Genomic DNA, 15,463 nt, shown 5'->3' with positions numbered 1-15,463 from the left:
CGCTCAGCCCTTCTTGACTTCCTTCACCTCGGCGTCCACGACGTTGTCGTCGTCCGCAGGCTTGCTGGCTGATGCCGACGACGCTGCGCCAGCGGCTTCCGCGCCGCCGGCGGCTTGCGCAGCCTGGGCGGCCTGGGATTCGGCGTACATCTTCTCGCCCAGCTTCTGGCTGGCGGCCATCAGCGCCGTGGTCTTCTCGTCGATGGCGGCCTTGTCCTCACCCTTGAGGGCCTCTTCCAGGGCCTTCACGGCGGCGGTGATCGCGTCCTTCTCGCCGGCTTCCAGCTTGTCGCCGTGCTCGGCCAGGCTCTTGTTCACGCTGTGCACGGCGGCTTCGCCCTGGTTCTTGGCCTGCACCAGTTCCAGCTTCTTCTTGTCGTCGGCGGCATTGAGCTCGGCGTCCTTCACCATCTTCTGGATTTCCTCCTCGGACAGACCCGAGTTGGCCTTGATGGTGATCTTGTTTTCCTTGCCCGTACCCTTGTCCTTGGCGCCCACGTGCAGGATGCCGTTGGCGTCGATGTCGAACGACACCTCGATCTGCGGAACGCCGCGGGCTGCGGGCGGGATGCCTTCGAGGTTGAACTCGCCCAGCAGCTTGTTGCCGCTGGCCATCTCGCGCTCACCCTGGTAGACCTTGATGGTCACGGCCGGCTGGTTGTCGTCGGCGGTGGAGAAGGTCTGCGCGAACTTCGTCGGGATGGTCGTGTTCTTGGTGATCATCTTGGTCATCACGCCGCCCAGGGTCTCGATGCCCAGGGACAGGGGCGTCACGTCCAGCAGCAGCACGTCCTTGCGGTCGCCCGACAGCACCTGGCCCTGGATGGCGGCACCCACGGCCACGGCTTCGTCAGGGTTCACGTCCTTGCGGGGGTCCTTGCCGAAGAATTCCTTCACCTTCTCCTGCACCTTGGGCATGCGGGTCATGCCGCCGACCAGGATCACGTCATGGATGTCGGAAACGGACACGCCGGCGTCCTTGATGGCCATGCGGCAGGGGGCAATGGTGCGCTCGATCAGCTCGTCCACCAGGCTTTCCAGCTTGGCGCGGGTGAGCTTGATGTTCAGGTGCTTCGGACCCGAGGCATCGGCCGTGATGTAGGGCAGGTTGATGTCGGTGGAGGCCGAGTTCGACAGCTCGATCTTGGCCTTCTCAGCGGCTTCCTTCAGGCGTTGCAGGGCTAGGACGTCCTTGGACAGATCCACGCCTTGCTCTTTCTTGAACTCGCTGATGATGTAGTCGATGATGCGCTGGTCGAAGTCTTCGCCACCCAGGAAGGTGTCGCCGTTGGTCGACAGCACTTCGAACTGCTTTTCGCCGTCCACGTCCGCGATTTCGATGATGGACACGTCGAACGTGCCGCCGCCCAGGTCATACACGGCGATCTTGCGGTCGCCCTTTTCCTGCTTGTCCAGGCCGAAGGCCAGGGCCGCGGCCGTGGGTTCGTTGATGATGCGCTTGACGTCCAGGCCGGCAATGCGGCCGGCGTCCTTGGTGGCCTGGCGCTGCGCGTCGTTGAAGTACGCGGGCACGGTGATCACGGCCTCGGTCACGGGCTCGCCCAGGTAGTCCTCGGCGGTCTTCTTCATCTTGCGCAGGATGTCGGCAGACACCTGCTGGGCCGACAGCTTCTTGCCGCGCACTTCCACCCAGGCGTCGCCGTTGTCCGCAGCCACGATGGAATAGGGCATCAGGTCGATGTCCTTTTGCACTTCTTTTTCGGTGAACTTGCGGCCGATCAGGCGCTTGATGGCGAACAGCGTGTTCTTGGGGTTGGTCACGGCCTGGCGCTTGGCCGAGGCGCCGACGAGGATCTCGCCGTCTTCCTGGTAGGCCACGATGGAGGGCGTGGTGCGCGCGCCTTCGCTGTTCTCGATCACGCGCGTGGTGTTGCCTTCCATGACGGACACGCAGCTGTTGGTGGTGCCCAGGTCAATGCCAATGATTTTTCCCATGGTTTTTCTCCGAAATGCTGGAATGGTTTAGATGGCTAGTAACTTGTGGATAACTTGCGTCGCTTCAAGTCGTCCCTCTCGATTTATTTAATGGCTGGCCGCAATCACTTCGGCGCCGTCACGGTGACCAGCGCGGGGCGCAGCACCCGCTCGGCGATCACATAGCCCTTTTGCAGCACGGCCACCACGGTGTTGGGCTCCTGCTCGGCCGGCACCACACTGATGGCCTGGTGCTGGTGGGGGTCGAACTTGGCGCCCGCCTCGGGGGCGATGGCCAGGACCTTGTTGCGCTCCAGGGCCGAGGTGAGCTGGCGCAGGGTTGCGTCGGCGCCTTCGCGCAGCTGCTGCGGGGTGGCTTCCTTGATGGCCAGGGCGGCGTCCAGGCTGTCGCACACCGGCAGCAGGCTCTCGGCAAAACTCTCGATGCCGAACTTGCGGGCCTTGGACACTTCTTCCTCGGCGCGGCGGCGGGCGTTCTCGGCTTCTGCCTTGGCGCGCAGGAACTGGTCCGCCAGTTCGGCGCTCTTGGCCTTCAGCTCGGCCAGTTCGCCCTGCAGGCGGGCCAGCTCGTCAGAGGCGTGGGCAGCCATGGCGGCTTCGACTTCTTCGGGGGCGGGTGCGCTCTGAGCGGGGGTGGGGGAGCTGTTTTCGGACATGTCTTGTCTTGGGGTCTGAAGGAAATGGAACAAGGGGCCGCGGGGCCCGGATCGGCGGGTACGCGCGGCACTTGGGGGCAAGCGGGCGCAAATCAAGGCCTGCCCGGGACGCGCCCTTGCGGCGGGCGCAGGGGCGGATGCAGCGCGCATTGTCCGTCATTGGCATGTCGGCCCGCGGCCCGGTTTTGCAAGGGGCCGGTGCATGCCAGCCTGCCGGAAGGCCGGTGCAGGCAGCCCGGGCGGCGGCCAGTGTACAAGCGCCGGCCGCCGGGCTATAATCGCAGGCTTTCCCTTGCCACACCACTTCACGACGCGGTGGGTGGCTTCATCCAGAAGGAGTCTGCATGCGTCATTACGAAATCATTTTGTTGATCCACCCGGATCAAAGCGAACAAGTTCCAGCCATGCTGGAGCGCTACAAGGGCATGATCACCCAGGGCGGCGGCAAGATCCACCGCGTGGAAGACTGGGGCCGCCGTCAACTGGCGTACCTGATCAACAAGCTGGCCAAGGCCCACTACTTGTGCGTGAACATCGAAGCCGACCAGGCTGTGATGGCCGAGCTGGAGCACGCCTTCAAGTTCAACGACGCCGTGCTGCGCCACCTGACGGTTCAGAAGAAGAAGGCCGAGACCGGTCCTTCCTCCATGATGAAGACCGTGGAGCGCGAAGAAGCCCGCAAGGCCAGCCAGGCCGAGTACGCAGCAGCCGGCGGCGAGCGCTGATCCTTTTCCGTCGGAGTGGAGAACCGCGTCGTATTGACTGCCTGTATCGCAGAGGCTGAGTCGCTGCGCTACACGCCCGCCGGATTGCCTGCCATCACGCTGCGGCTCGAACATGAGTCCCGGCAGACCGAAGCAGGCCATCCCCGCGAAGTCAAGGCGGCCATCAAGGCAGTCGCGTTCGGCGCGATGGCCGAGCGCCTGGCCCGCCAGAACATCGGAAGTCTCTGGACTTTCTCCGGTTTCCTGGCCAACCCACGCAACGGCAAGACCCCGGTGCTCCATATCCAGGATATTCAACAAAATTAATTTTCAAGAGGTCCGCAATGGCCACGTTCAAGAAGTTCAACAAAGACAAGCGCCCGAAGCGCAACACCCAGTCCCTGCTGTTCAAGCGCAAGCGTTTCTGCCGCTTCACGGTGACGGGCGTTGAAGAGATCGACTACAAGGATGTCGATACGCTGCGCGACTTTATCGCCGAAAACGGCAAGATCATCCCCGCACGCCTGACCGGCACGCGCGCCATCTACCAGCGTCAGCTGAACACCGCCATCAAGCGCGCCCGCTTCCTGGCCCTGGTGCCTTACAGCGACCAGCACAAGATCTAAGGAGCACAACCCATGCAAATCATTCTGCTCGACAAGGTTGTGAACCTCGGCAACCTGGGTGAAATCGTCAAGGTCAAGGACGGTTATGCCCGCAACTTCCTGATCCCTTCGGGCCGCGCCCGCCGCGCCACCGAAGCCGCCAAGGCTGAGTTCGAAGCCAAGCGCGCCGAGCTGGAAAAGGCTGCTGCCGCCAAGCTGGCAGAAGCCCAGGCCCAAGGCGAAAAGCTGGCCGGCACCACCGTCAAGCTGACGCAAAAGGCTGGCGTGGACGGCCGCCTGTTCGGTTCCGTGACGAACCACGACATCGCCGAAGAGCTGAACAAGCAAGGCTACAAGATCGCCAAGTCGCAGATCCGCCTGCCCAACGGCCCCATCAAGACGGTGAGCGACTCCACGGTGAGCGTGGCCCTGCACACCGACGTGGTCGTCGAAGTCAACGTGTCGGTCTACGGCGAAACCGCCTGATCGGCCCTTGCGCTGCCGCAACAGCCGCCTCCGGGCGGCTTTTGCATTTGGGCCGCCGGTTCTTATACAGGCTTGCCCACGGGCTGTCCCGTCCTTTTCCACAGACTTATCCCCTGCCGGCCTGCGCGGGGTGAGGGTCCGGAGTCCCATCCGCCACCGTCTTTGTCCGGAGAACCGCCATGTCTGCAGTGTTTCCCCCCCTGGAGGACAGCGGCTTCGCGCCGCATGTGCCGCCGGCGTCGCCCGACCGCGAGGTAGCCCAGCTGCGGGTGCCACCGCACTCCATTGAAGCCGAATCCAGCGTGCTGGGCGGCCTGCTGCTGGACAACAACGCCTGGGACCGCGTGGGCGACCTGCTGGTGGAAAGCCATTTCTACCGCCATGAACACCAGCTGGTCTACACCGCCATCGGCGCGCTCATCAATGCCAGCAAGCCGGCCGATGTGATCACGGTCTTCGAGCACCTGCAGAACCTGGGCAAGGCGCAGGAGGTGGGTGGGCTGGCCTACCTCAACAACCTGGCGCAGTACGTGCCGAGCGCCAGCAACATCCGGCGCTATGCGGAAATCGTGCGCGAGCGGGCCATCCTGCGCAAGCTCGTCACGGCCAGCGACGAGATCTCCACCAACGCCTTCAACCCCCAGGGCAAGACCGTGGAGCGCATCCTGGACGAGGCCGAAGCCAAGATCTTCGCCATTGGCGAAGAAGGCTCGCGCACCAAGCAGGGCTTCCAGTCGCTCGATTCGCTGGTGATCGACCTGCTCGACCGCGTGCAGGAAATGGCGGACAACCCGGTGGACGTGACGGGCGTGCCCACCGGCTTTGCCGACCTGGACCGCATGACCTCCGGCCTGCAGGCAGGCGACCTGGTGGTGCTGGCGGCCCGGCCGTCCATGGGCAAGACCTCGTTTGCCGTGAACATTGCCGAGCACGTGGCGCTCAACGAGGGCCTGCCCGTGGCCATCTTCTCGATGGAAATGGGGGCCGCGCAGCTGGCCGTGCGTATCGTGGGCTCCATCGGGCGGGTGAACCAGGGCAACCTGCGCACCGGCAAGCTCACGGACGACGAGTGGCCGCGCCTGACGGAGGCCATTGAAAAGCTGCGCACGGTTTCGCTGCACATCGACGAGACGCCGGGCCTGACCCCGGGCGAGCTGCGTGCCAACGCCCGCCGGCTGGCGCGCCAGTGCGGCAAGCTGGGGCTGATCGTGGTCGACTACCTGCAGCTCATGAGCGGATCCGGCGCCGCCAGCGCCGACAACCGTGCTACGGAGCTGGGCGAAATCTCCCGGGGGCTCAAGATGCTGGCCAAGGAGCTGCAGTGCCCGCTGATCGCGCTGTCGCAGCTCAACCGCTCGGTGGAGCAGCGCACCGACAAGCGCCCCATGATGTCCGATCTGCGTGAATCCGGCGCCATCGAGCAGGATGCGGACATCATCATGTTCATCTACCGCGACGACTACTACAACAAGGACTCCAAGGAGCCCAACGTGGCCGAGGTCATCATCGGCAAGCAGCGTAACGGCCCCACCGGCACGGTGAAGCTGTTCTTCCAGAAGAACCAGACGCGTTTCGAGAACCTGGCGATGGGTGGCGGGGACGACTATTAATAAAATTGGCCGCTAGCGCTTATGGATAAAGCGCAAGCAGCTATAAAAATGGTAGCAACCTGGTAGCGTGCCGCCTTGCACGTGCTAGCGGGTGAGCACCCAGGCCAGCAGGCCCGCGCAGACGCAGCCCAGCGCGGCGGCGGCCAGCGCCAGCCGCCGGTAGCGCTGGCGCAGGTCGTCCACCGCCTGGACCACCTGGGCGTTTTGCTGGGCCAGCGACTGGATCAGCGCGGCGCTGTCCATCTGCTCCTGCTCCAGCTGCGCCACCCGCTCCCGCAGGCGCTGCAGCTGCGCCGGGGTGGGCAGGCTGGACTCGGCCGGATCCGGCAAGCCGCTGGCGCTGGCCGCGGCCTCGGCGCTACCCTTGCGCACTGTACCCAGCAGTTTTTTGGCGGCTTGCAGGATCTGCGGCGTCGCCTCGATGACGTCGCCCCAGGGCACCAGCTTGAGCGCGGCGACCCAGCCCGCCATCGTCAGAGCACCTCGCTGGCAAAGTCCGCCAGGCGCGAGCGTTCGCCGCGCGCCAGGGTGATGTGGCCGCTGTGCGGCCAGCCCTTGAAGCGGTCCACCGCGTAGGTCAGGCCCGAGGAGCCTTCGGTCAGGTAGGGCGTGTCGATCTGCGCCAGGTTGCCCATGCAGATGATCTTGGTGCCGGGGCCTGCGCGGGTGATCAGCGTCTTCATCTGCTTGGGCGTCAGGTTCTGCGCCTCGTCGATGATCACGTACTTGTTCAGGAAGGTGCGGCCGCGCATGAAGTTCATGCTCTTGATCTTGATGCGGCTGCGGATGAGCTCGTTGGTGGCGGCGCGGCCCCATTCGCCCGCGTTGCCGCCGTCGCCCTTGGCCAGGAACTCCAGGTTGTCGTCCAGCGCGCCCATCCAGGGGCCCATCTTTTCTTCCTCGGTGCCGGGCAGGAAGCCGATGTCCTCGCCCACGCTCACCGTGGCGCGGGTCATGATGATCTCGGTGTAGCGGCGGTCGTCCAGCACCTGCGTCAGGCCCGCGGCCAGGGCCAGCAGGGTCTTGCCGGTGCCGGCCGTGCCGGTGAGGGTGACAAAGTCAACCTCGGGGTCCATGAGCAGGTTCATGGCGAAGTTCTGCTCGCGGTTGCGCGTGGTCACGCCCCAGACGGCGTTCTTGGTGGAGCCATAGTCCTTGAGGGTCTGCAGCACCGCCGTCTTCTCGCGGATCTCGCTCACCCGGGCGAACAGGCTGGGCTCGCCGGGGGCCTCGAAGTACACGAACTGGTTGATCATCAGCTGCGGCACGATGGGCCCGCCGATGCGGTAGTAGGTGTGGGAGCCGCTTTGCCAGCTTTCCACGTTCTTGCCGCTCTTGGTCCAGAAGTCGGGCGGCAGGGCCATCACGCCGGCGTACAGCAGGTCGCCGTCTTCCAGCGTCTTGTCGTTCTGGTAGTCCTCGGCATTCAGGCCCAGGGCGCGCGCCTTGACGCGCATGTTGATGTCCTTGGACACCAGCACCACCTCGCGCGGCGCATGCAGCTTGCGCAGCGCCTCCACCACGCCCAGGATCTGGTTGTCCGCCTTGCCCGGGGGCAGGCTGGTGGGCAGGCTGTAGTCGAGCGGCGCCGTCTGGAAGTACAGGCAGCCGCCGGCGGCACGCTGGCCGGTGGAGTCCAGCTTCAGGCCACGGGCGATGTCGGCACCCTGCACGCCCGCCAGCGCGTCCAGCGTCCGGCTGGTCTGGCGGCCGTTGCGGGCGACTTCCGTCATGCCCTTCTTGTGCGCATCCAGCTCTTCCAGCACGATCATCGGCAGGAAGATGTCATGCTCCTCAAAGCGGAACAGGCTGGTCGGGTCGTGCAGCAGCACGTTGGTGTCCAGCACGAACAGCTTGGTGGGGCCCGACGCGGGTGCGCGCTTGCTCCGCGCGGGCGCTTCGGAAGCCTTCTTCGGCGCAGCGGTGGCGGTGGTGGCGCGCCGCGTGGCGCTGCCGCTGCGTGCGGAAGGCGCGGCGGGCGTTGCGGGTTCCGGTGCCAGGGCGCGGGGGGCGCTGGCACCCGCGGCCATGGGCTCGCTTGCCGCTGCGCTGGCTGTGGCCGCTGGCAGCGCCTTGCCCCGGGCCTTGGTGCCGGACGTGCTGCGCGCGGCAGCGGGCGCGAGGGCGGCGGGCTCGGCCACCTCGGTGACTACGGCGGCGCGGGGCCGGGCGGGGATGTCAAAGGCTTCGGGTGCGAGCAGGGCGGCGCGCCGTGTGGGGGCGGGGGGCAGGGGCATGGTGACAGGCCTCGGGAAGAGAGTGTTCAGAAAGCAAAAAGCCGCCTGGAGGCCAAGGCGGCTTTGTCGGAAGACGGGAGGGTGTGCGTTGCGGCAACCAGGTGCATCGACCCATTATGCCTAGCCCGGGTGTCGCCCCGGCGAGGGCAGGGTCCGTGTGTGGTTTTGGCGCTGCAGGCTCCGTCTCCGGGGGTCAGGCGGCTTTCTTGAGCGCCTTGATGGACTTCACGGCCTTGAGCACTTCGTCCACGTGGCCGGGCACCTTCAGGCCGCGCCATTCTTGCACCAGCACGCCGTCGGGGCCGATGAGGAAGGTGCTGCGCTCGATGCCCTTGACCTTCTTGCCGTACATGATCTTGTTCTTGACCACGCCGAACATGTGGCACATTTTCTCTTCGGTGTCGGCGATGAGCTCGAACGGCAGTTCCAGCTTCTCCTTGAAGTCGTCGTGCGACTTCATGTTGTCGCGCGACACGCCGAACACGGCGGCGCCGGCCTTCACGAAGTCCTTGTACTTGTCGCGGAACTGCATGGCCTCGGTGGTGCAGCCAGGGGTGTTGTCCTTGGGATAGAAGTACAGCACCATCACCTGACCCAGGTGGGAGGTGTTGGAGACCTTGATACCACCGGTCGCGTTGGCTTCAAATTCAGGGAGGGGTTTGTTGACAACGATCGCCATAGCACTTCAATCTCTCAGGATGTAGTCGTTGAAAAGCCGGGGACGGATGTGTGCTTGCTCTTGGTGGCGCCCCCGACCGCAACCTTAAATTTTACTCTTAAAACCCCAGGCGACCAAATGTAAGACAGTGTGTCTTGCCCTGGAGCCGGGGCCGTTTTCGGTGGCGCGCGCCCGCGCTCCACCGGGCGGCCGACGGGCCGGTCAAGCCGCTTCCAGCACCAGCGCAGCCACCACGTTGCGGCCTTCGGCGGCCAGGATGTTGAAGGTGCGGCAGGCGGCTGCGGTGTCCATGGTCTCCAGCCCCAGGCGCCGCGCCATCAGGGGCGCCAGCCAGGCCGCGGGCGGGAACCGGTTGCGGTTGCCGCTGCCGAAGATGATGAGTTCGGCGTCCAGTTCGGCCAGCTGCGCGAAATGCGCGGCGGTGAGGTCCTCGAAGCGCGCGCAGGGCCAGGCTTCCCGCAGCCCGCTGGAGCCCACGATCACGCTGTGGGTGACCTTGTCGGCGTCGATGCCGATCCAGCCCGGCCCATAGCCGCTGATGGTTTGCGTGGTCGAGCGCTCGGGCTGGAATTTCATGGGCAGGGAGGAGGGTGCGGGCGCAAAAGCAGCCGGATCGCGGCGGGGTGCCGGGCCCGGTGCCGGGGCTGATCTGTGGTCAAATTATAGGTTTCGCCCGGGCGCTCGCGCCCCGCGACGCCCTCCGACCCTACTGCCCTGTCGTCCGCGCATGAAAACCGTCCAGAAATCCGCCAAGCTCGCCAACGTCTGCTATGACATCCGGGGGCCCATCATGGACGCGGCCAAGCAAATGGAGGAAGAGGGCCACAAGATCATCAAGCTCAACATCGGCAACCTCGCGGTGTTTGGCTTTGACGCGCCGGAAGAGATCCAGCAGGACATGATCCGCAACCTGCCGAACTCGGCGGGCTATTCGGACAGCAAGGGCATTTTTGCGGCCCGCAAGGCCGTGATGCACGAGACCCAGAAGCAGGGCATCAAGGGGGTGACGCTGGACGACATCTACCTGGGCAACGGCGCCAGCGAGCTGATCGTCATGGCCACCAACGCGCTGCTGGACAACGGGGACGAGCTCCTCCTGCCCTCGCCCGACTACCCGCTGTGGACGGCGGCGACCAGCCTCTCCGGCGGCACGCCCGTGCACTACCTGTGCGACGAATCCAATGGCTGGATGCCGGACCTGGCCGACATCCGCGCGAAGATCACGCCGCGCACCAAGGGCATCGTGGTCATCAACCCCAACAACCCCACCGGCGCGCTGTATTCCGACGAGCTGCTCAAGGGCATTGTCGCCATCGCGCGCGAACACGGCCTGGTGATCTTCGCGGACGAGGTGTATGACAAGGTGCTGTACGACGGCGCCAAGCACACGGCCATCGGCTCGCTGAGCGAAGACGTGCTCACGCTCACCTTCAACTCGCTGTCCAAGAGCTACCGCTCGTGCGGGTACCGCGCCGGCTGGCTGGTGGTGTCGGGCGACAAGAAGGCCGCCAAGGACTACATCGAGGGGCTGAACATGCTCTCGAACATGCGCCTGTGCGCCAACGTGCCGGGCCAGTGGGCCGTGCAGACGGCGCTGGGCGGCTACCAGAGCATCAACGAGCTGGTGTGCGAAGGCGGGCGCCTGCGCAAGCAGCGCGACCTGGCCTATGAGCTCATCACGGCGATTCCGGGCGTCACCTGCGTGAAGCCCCAGGCGGCGCTGTACATGTTCCCGCGCCTGGACCCGGCGGTCTATCCCATCCAGGACGACCAGCAGTTCTTCCTGCAGCTGCTGCAGGAAACCAAGGTCATGCTGGTGCAGGGCACCGGGTTCAACTGGCCTGCGCCTGACCATTTCCGCATCGTGTTCCTGCCCCACGAGGACGACCTGCGGGACGCCATCGGCCGCGTGGCCAAGTTCCTGGAGCAGTACCGCAAGCGCATGCAGACGGCTGCGGCCTGACGCCGCGGGCGCTGACCTTTCTTGTTGAGCACCATGCGCTGCCGCCTGCCCGTCCACCGAGCTCTGTCCTGGCGGGCGCCCGTGCGGGTGGCCGCATGGGCATCGGTGGCGTGGGCCGCAGCGGCTGCGCACGCCGGCGGCACGCCGCCGGTCAGCTTTGCGCACAAGGACTGGGCCCTGCAGTGCGACAACACCCGCACCTGCCGCGCGGTGGGCTACCAGTCCGAGAGTGGTGATTCCGAGCCCGTCTCCCTGCGGCTGACGCGCGAGGCGGGCCCCGGCACGCCGGTGCAGGTCGACTTGCAGGTGTCCACCGAAAGGGCGAGCCCCGCGGCGCTGCACCTGAAGGTGGGCAGCCTGTCCCTGCCCGGCCTGCAGGGCGACACCCCGCGCATTCCGGCGCAGCACGTGCCGCGCCTGGTGCAGGAGTTGCTCAAGAACGACGAAGCCACCGTGGCGGCCGGCAAGGACCAGTGGGTGCTGTCGCTGGCCGGCGCCAGTGCCGTGCTGCTGAAGATGGACGAGGCCCAGGGGCGTGTCGGCACGCCGGGCGCGCTGGTGCGCCGGGGCACGCGGGCGGAGTCGTCCGTGCTGCCGCCCCTGCCCGCGCCGCTGGTGAAGACGGCCGTGCCGGCAGCCCAGCGCAAGGCAGACGCCGCGCTGGCCAAGCCGCTGCTGGCGGCGCTGGACCGCGCCAGCGTGGAAGGCCAGTGCAACGGGGACGACCCGCTTCGCCCCGACCAGGTGCAGGTGTACCGGCTGACGGAGCGCAAAGTGCTGCTCTCCGTGCCCTGCTCCATGGGCGCCTACAACTTCAGCCAGCTGCTGTGGCTGGCCAACGACCGCCCGCCCTACCAGCCGGTGCTGCTGGATGACGTGGACGGCGATTTCGACCCCGCCACCGGTACCGTGCACTCGGCCATGAAGGGCCGCGGCATTGGCGACTGCTGGTATGTGCGCGAGTGGTCGTTTGACGGCAAGGGTTTCGTGCTGGCCCGCGAGAGCGGCGACTCCCTGTGCCGCGGTTTCGCGGGCGGGGCGTGGCAGCTTCCCGTCTACGTCAGCCGCTAGGCCGCCACCGTGTTTTCGCAAGAATTTGACTGCAATAGATCCATGACCATGAAACCCATTCAAGTAGGCCTGCTGGGCATTGGCACCGTCGGCAGCGGTGTGTTCAACGTGCTCCGGCGCAACCAGGACGAGATCAGCCGCCGTGCGGGCCGGGGCATTGCCATCACCATGGTGGCCGACCTGGACGTGGAGCGGGCCAAGGGCGTGGTGGGGGAGGGCGTGCAGGTGGTCAACGACGCCCGCGCCATCATCGCCAACCCCGACATCGACATCGTCATCGAGCTGATCGGCGGCTACGGCGTGGCCAGGGCGCTGGTGCTGGAGGCCATCGCGGCCGGCAAGCATGTGGTCACGGCCAACAAGGCGCTGCTGGCCGTGCACGGCACCGAGATCTTCGCGGCCGCGTCGGCCAAGGGCGTGATGGTGGCGTTCGAGGCGGCCGTGGCCGGCGGCATCCCCATCATCAAGGCGCTGCGCGAGGGCCTCACGGCCAACCGCATCCAGTGGATCGCCGGCATCATCAACGGCACCACCAACTTCATCCTGTCCGAGATGCGCGACAAGGGCCTGGACTTCGACGTGGTGCTCAAGGAAGCGCAGCGGCTGGGCTATGCCGAGGCCGACCCCACCTTCGACATCGAAGGCGTGGACGCCGCGCACAAGGCCACGCTGATGAGCGCCATCGCCTTCGGCATCCCGGTGCAGTTCGACAAGGCCTATGTGGAGGGCATCACCAAGCTGTCTGCGGCCGACATCCGGTACGCCGAACAGCTGGGCTACCGCATCAAGCTGCTGGGCATCACCAAGCGCGCCGAAAAGGGCATCGAGCTGCGCGTGCACCCCAGCCTGGTGCCCACCAAGCGCCTGATCGCCAACGTGGAGGGCGCCATGAACGCCGTGGTGGTGCAGGGCGATGCTGTGGGCACCACGCTGTACTACGGCAAGGGCGCTGGCAGCGAGCCCACCGCCAGCGCCGTGATTGCCGACCTGGTGGACATCGCCCGCCTGCACACGGCCGACCCGGAGCACCGCGTGCCGCACCTGGCCTTCCAGCCGCACACGCTGACCGATGCCATGGGCCAGCTGCCCGTGCTGCCCATGAGCGAAGTGGTCACCAGCTACTACCTGCGCCTGCGCGTGGCCGACCAGGCCGGCGTGCTGGCCAAGGTCACGGGCCTGCTGGCCGAGGCCGGCGTGAGCATCGACGCCGTGCTGCAGCGCGAAGCCGACGAGGTGGGCGGCGAAGGTTCCACGCAGACCGACCTCATCATCCTGACCCACGACACGCGCGAGGGCACCATGGACGCCGTCATCGCCCAGATGCAGGCCCTGCCCACGGTGCTGGCACCCATCACGCGCATCCGCAAGGAGGAACTGAACTGATGCGTTACCTCTCTACGCGCGGCCACGCAGACCGCAAGCAGTTCTGCGACATCCTGCTCGAAGGCCTGGCGCCCGACGGCGGCCTGTACCTGCCCGAGCACTACCCGCAGATCGACGACGCCGCGCTGACGAAACTCCGCAAGGCGTACCACGAGCAGGGCTACGCCGAGCTGGCGTTCCAGATCCTGTCGCTGTACATCGACGACATTCCGGCGGCCGACCTCAAGGCCCTGTGCGCCAAGACGTACACCGCCGAGGTGTTCGGCACCGGCGAGATCGTGCCCCTGCGCCACCTGGAAGACGGCCTGTGGCTCGAAGCCCTGTCCAACGGCCCCACGCTGGCCTTCAAGGACATGGCCATGCAGCTCTTGGGCAACCTGTTCGAGTACGAGCTGGGCCGCCGCGGCGCCGAGCTGAACATCCTGGGCGCCACCAGCGGCGACACCGGCAGCGCGGCCGAATACGCCATGCGCGGCAAGCAGGGCATCCGCGTGTTCATGACCAGCCCGCACGGCCGCATGAGCCCCTTCCAGCAGGCGCAGATGTTCAGCCTGCAGGACGCGAACATCCACAACATCGCCATCGAAGGCGTGTTCGACGACTGCCAGGACATCGTCAAGGCCGTCTCCAACGACCTGGAGTTCAAGCGCAAGTACAAGATCGGCACCGTCAACTCCATCAACTGGGCGCGCCTCCTGGCGCAGGTGGTGTACTACTTTGCGGGCTACATCCAGGCCACCGAGACCAACGACCAGAAGGTCAGCTTCACCGTGCCCAGCGGCAACTTCGGCAACGTCTGCGCGGGCCATGTGGCGCGCATGATGGGCCTGCCGATTGCCAAGCTGGTGGTGGCGACCAATGAGAACGACGTGCTCGACGAATTCTTCCGCACCGGCGTGTACCGGGTGCGCGGCAGTGCCGACACGCACGAAACGTCCAGCCCCTCCATGGACATCAGCAAGGCCAGCAACTTCGAGCGCTTCGTGTTCGACCTGCTGGGCCGCGACGGCGCCAAGACGAAGGCCCTGTTTGGCGACGCGCTGTCGCAAACGGGCCAGTTCGACCTGAGCCAGGACCCGCGCTTTGCCGACGCCGCCGCCAAGTACGGCTTTGAAAGCGGCAAGAGCACCCACGCCGACCGCCTGGCCACCATCCGGGACAACTACCAGCGCCACGGCGTCACCATCGACACCCACACCGCCGACGGCGTGAAGGTGGCGCTGGAGCACCACCGCGATGCGAACGTGCCGATGATCGTGCTGGAGACGGCGCTGCCCATCAAGTTTGCCGCCACCATCGAGGAAGCCCTGGGCCATGCGCCCGAGCGGCCGGCCAAGTTCGAAGGCATCGAAGCCCTGCCCAAGCGCGTGCAGGTGATGCCGGCGGATGTGGCGCTGGTCAAGGCCTACATCGAACGCCACTGTGCGCCCGCCGTGCTGGGCTGACCGGCAACGGCACACGGCGCTTGTTTTTGAACTAAAAATGCCCCTGGCGCTTGTCTGGTAAGCGCAAGCAGCTATAAATAGCGTAGCAATACGAGGAGCATTGGATGAAGGTTGTTGGCTTCGCCGGGTTCTCTGGCAGCGGCAAGACCACGCTGGTGGAGCAAGTGATTCCCGAGCTGCGCCTGCGCGGCCTGCGGGTGTCGGTGGTCAAGCATGCCCACCACAGCTTTGACATCGACCACCCGGGCAAGGACACCTACCGCCACCGGGAGGCCGGGGCGTTTGAAGTGGTGGCCGCGTCGGACAAGCGCCTGATGCTCGTGCGCGAGTTCGAGCGCCCCGCCACGCTCACCGTGCACCACCTGCTGGCCGAGCTGTACCAGGGCGTGGACTGGGTGCTGGTCGAGGGTTTCAAGGACAGCGACCTGCTCAAGATCGAAGTGTGGCGCGCGCCCGAGGCCGGGCAGCAGCCCAAGCCCGTGCGCTACCCCGAGGACGACTTCGTGGTGGCCGTGGCCACGGATGCGCCGGCCCAGCTGCCCGTGCCCACGCAACTGCCGCTGCTGGACCTGAACCAGCCCGCGCAGGTGGTGAACTGGCTGCTCGAATACGCCCACCGCTTTGAGTACAACTGGGAGCTGCACGGCGGCCTGCTGCCGTCCGCATGA

Annotated in this window: 16 protein-coding genes; 10 read left to right on the top strand and 6 right to left on the bottom strand. The window is 66.1% G+C overall.

What is annotated here, in order from left to right; translation table 11 throughout:
• Window positions 1–3: 3 nt before the first annotated feature.
• Window positions 4–1,956, bottom strand: a complete 1,953-nt coding sequence (gene dnaK, locus ACOYR3_RS16840; RefSeq protein WP_422843467.1) for a molecular chaperone DnaK — start codon at window positions 1,954–1,956, stop codon at window positions 4–6.
• A gap of 104 nt (window positions 1,957–2,060) precedes the next feature.
• A complete protein-coding gene (gene grpE / locus ACOYR3_RS16835; protein ID WP_422843466.1) occupies window positions 2,061–2,612 on the bottom strand; it encodes a nucleotide exchange factor GrpE in 552 nt (183 codons plus the stop codon).
• Window positions 2,613–2,956: 344 nt separating this feature from the next.
• On the opposite strand from grpE, the gene rpsF reads away from it, so the two are divergent.
• The 5 genes from rpsF (at window position 2,957) to dnaB (ending at window position 6,017) form a co-directional block, all read left to right on the top strand.
• Complete coding sequence (gene rpsF, locus ACOYR3_RS16830) at window positions 2,957–3,337, top strand: 30S ribosomal protein S6 (protein ID WP_291486329.1); 381 nt, start codon at window positions 2,957–2,959, stop codon at window positions 3,335–3,337.
• 15 nt (window positions 3,338–3,352) lie between these two features.
• A complete protein-coding gene (gene priB, locus ACOYR3_RS16825; RefSeq protein ID WP_422843465.1) occupies window positions 3,353–3,643 on the top strand; it encodes a primosomal replication protein N in 291 nt (96 codons plus the stop codon).
• 17 nt (window positions 3,644–3,660) lie between these two features.
• The gene (rpsR, locus tag ACOYR3_RS16820) at window positions 3,661–3,942 is read left to right on the top strand and encodes a 30S ribosomal protein S18 (protein ID WP_044397946.1); all 282 of its coding nucleotides are present in this window, start codon (window positions 3,661–3,663) and stop codon (window positions 3,940–3,942) included.
• A 12-nt stretch (window positions 3,943–3,954) separates the two neighbouring features.
• Window positions 3,955–4,407, top strand: a complete 453-nt coding sequence (rplI, locus tag ACOYR3_RS16815; protein ID WP_422843464.1) for a 50S ribosomal protein L9 — start codon at window positions 3,955–3,957, stop codon at window positions 4,405–4,407.
• 179 nt (window positions 4,408–4,586) lie between these two features.
• Window positions 4,587–6,017 carry a replicative DNA helicase gene (gene dnaB, locus ACOYR3_RS16810; RefSeq protein ID WP_422843463.1) on the top strand — a complete coding sequence of 477 codons (1,431 nt, stop codon included), beginning with the start codon at window positions 4,587–4,589 and terminating at the stop codon, window positions 6,015–6,017.
• 84 nt (window positions 6,018–6,101) lie between these two features.
• On the opposite strand, the gene ACOYR3_RS16805 is transcribed toward dnaB, so the two are convergent.
• The 4 genes from ACOYR3_RS16805 to ACOYR3_RS16790 all read right to left on the bottom strand — a co-directional run bounded on the left by ACOYR3_RS16805 (window position 6,102) and on the right by ACOYR3_RS16790 (window position 9,509).
• A complete protein-coding gene (locus ACOYR3_RS16805) occupies window positions 6,102–6,488 on the bottom strand; it encodes a hypothetical protein (protein ID WP_422843462.1) in 387 nt (128 codons plus the stop codon).
• Between the two features lie 2 nt (window positions 6,489–6,490).
• Window positions 6,491–8,254 carry a PhoH family protein gene (locus ACOYR3_RS16800; protein WP_422843461.1) on the bottom strand — a complete coding sequence of 588 codons (1,764 nt, stop codon included), beginning with the start codon at window positions 8,252–8,254 and terminating at the stop codon, window positions 6,491–6,493.
• Between the two features lie 193 nt (window positions 8,255–8,447).
• Window positions 8,448–8,933: a peroxiredoxin gene (locus ACOYR3_RS16795; protein ID WP_291486308.1), complete on the bottom strand. Its 486-nt coding sequence runs from the start codon at window positions 8,931–8,933 to the stop codon at window positions 8,448–8,450.
• 201 nt (window positions 8,934–9,134) lie between these two features.
• Window positions 9,135–9,509 (bottom strand): Mth938-like domain-containing protein, encoded by a 375-nt coding sequence (locus ACOYR3_RS16790; RefSeq protein WP_422843460.1) that lies wholly within the window; start codon window positions 9,507–9,509, stop codon window positions 9,135–9,137.
• A gap of 151 nt (window positions 9,510–9,660) precedes the next feature.
• Here ACOYR3_RS16790 and ACOYR3_RS16785 point away from each other — a divergent pair, with 151 nt between their 5' ends.
• From ACOYR3_RS16785 to mobB, 5 genes are all read left to right on the top strand, one after another.
• Window positions 9,661–10,896, top strand: a complete 1,236-nt coding sequence (locus tag ACOYR3_RS16785) for a pyridoxal phosphate-dependent aminotransferase (protein WP_422843459.1) — start codon at window positions 9,661–9,663, stop codon at window positions 10,894–10,896.
• Between the two features lie 33 nt (window positions 10,897–10,929).
• Window positions 10,930–11,967, top strand: a complete 1,038-nt coding sequence (locus ACOYR3_RS16780) for a DUF1176 domain-containing protein (RefSeq protein ID WP_422843458.1) — start codon at window positions 10,930–10,932, stop codon at window positions 11,965–11,967.
• A 48-nt stretch (window positions 11,968–12,015) separates the two neighbouring features.
• Window positions 12,016–13,350, top strand: a complete 1,335-nt coding sequence (locus ACOYR3_RS16775; RefSeq protein WP_422846611.1) for a homoserine dehydrogenase — start codon at window positions 12,016–12,018, stop codon at window positions 13,348–13,350.
• Window positions 13,350–14,795, top strand: coding sequence for a threonine synthase (thrC, locus tag ACOYR3_RS16770; protein WP_422843457.1), 1,446 nt, complete (start codon window positions 13,350–13,352; stop codon window positions 14,793–14,795). The genes ACOYR3_RS16775 and thrC overlap by 1 nt, the downstream gene beginning before the upstream one ends.
• A gap of 104 nt (window positions 14,796–14,899) precedes the next feature.
• A complete protein-coding gene (gene mobB / locus ACOYR3_RS16765; RefSeq protein WP_422843456.1) occupies window positions 14,900–15,463 on the top strand; it encodes a molybdopterin-guanine dinucleotide biosynthesis protein B in 564 nt (187 codons plus the stop codon).

This window comes from Acidovorax sp. M2(2025), from assembly GCF_049330835.1.
Taxonomy (GTDB): Bacteria; Pseudomonadota; Gammaproteobacteria; order Burkholderiales; family Burkholderiaceae_C; genus Acidovorax.
The sequence above is the reverse complement of the archived record's forward strand: the minus strand, read 5'-3'. Positions and strand labels throughout refer to the sequence as shown.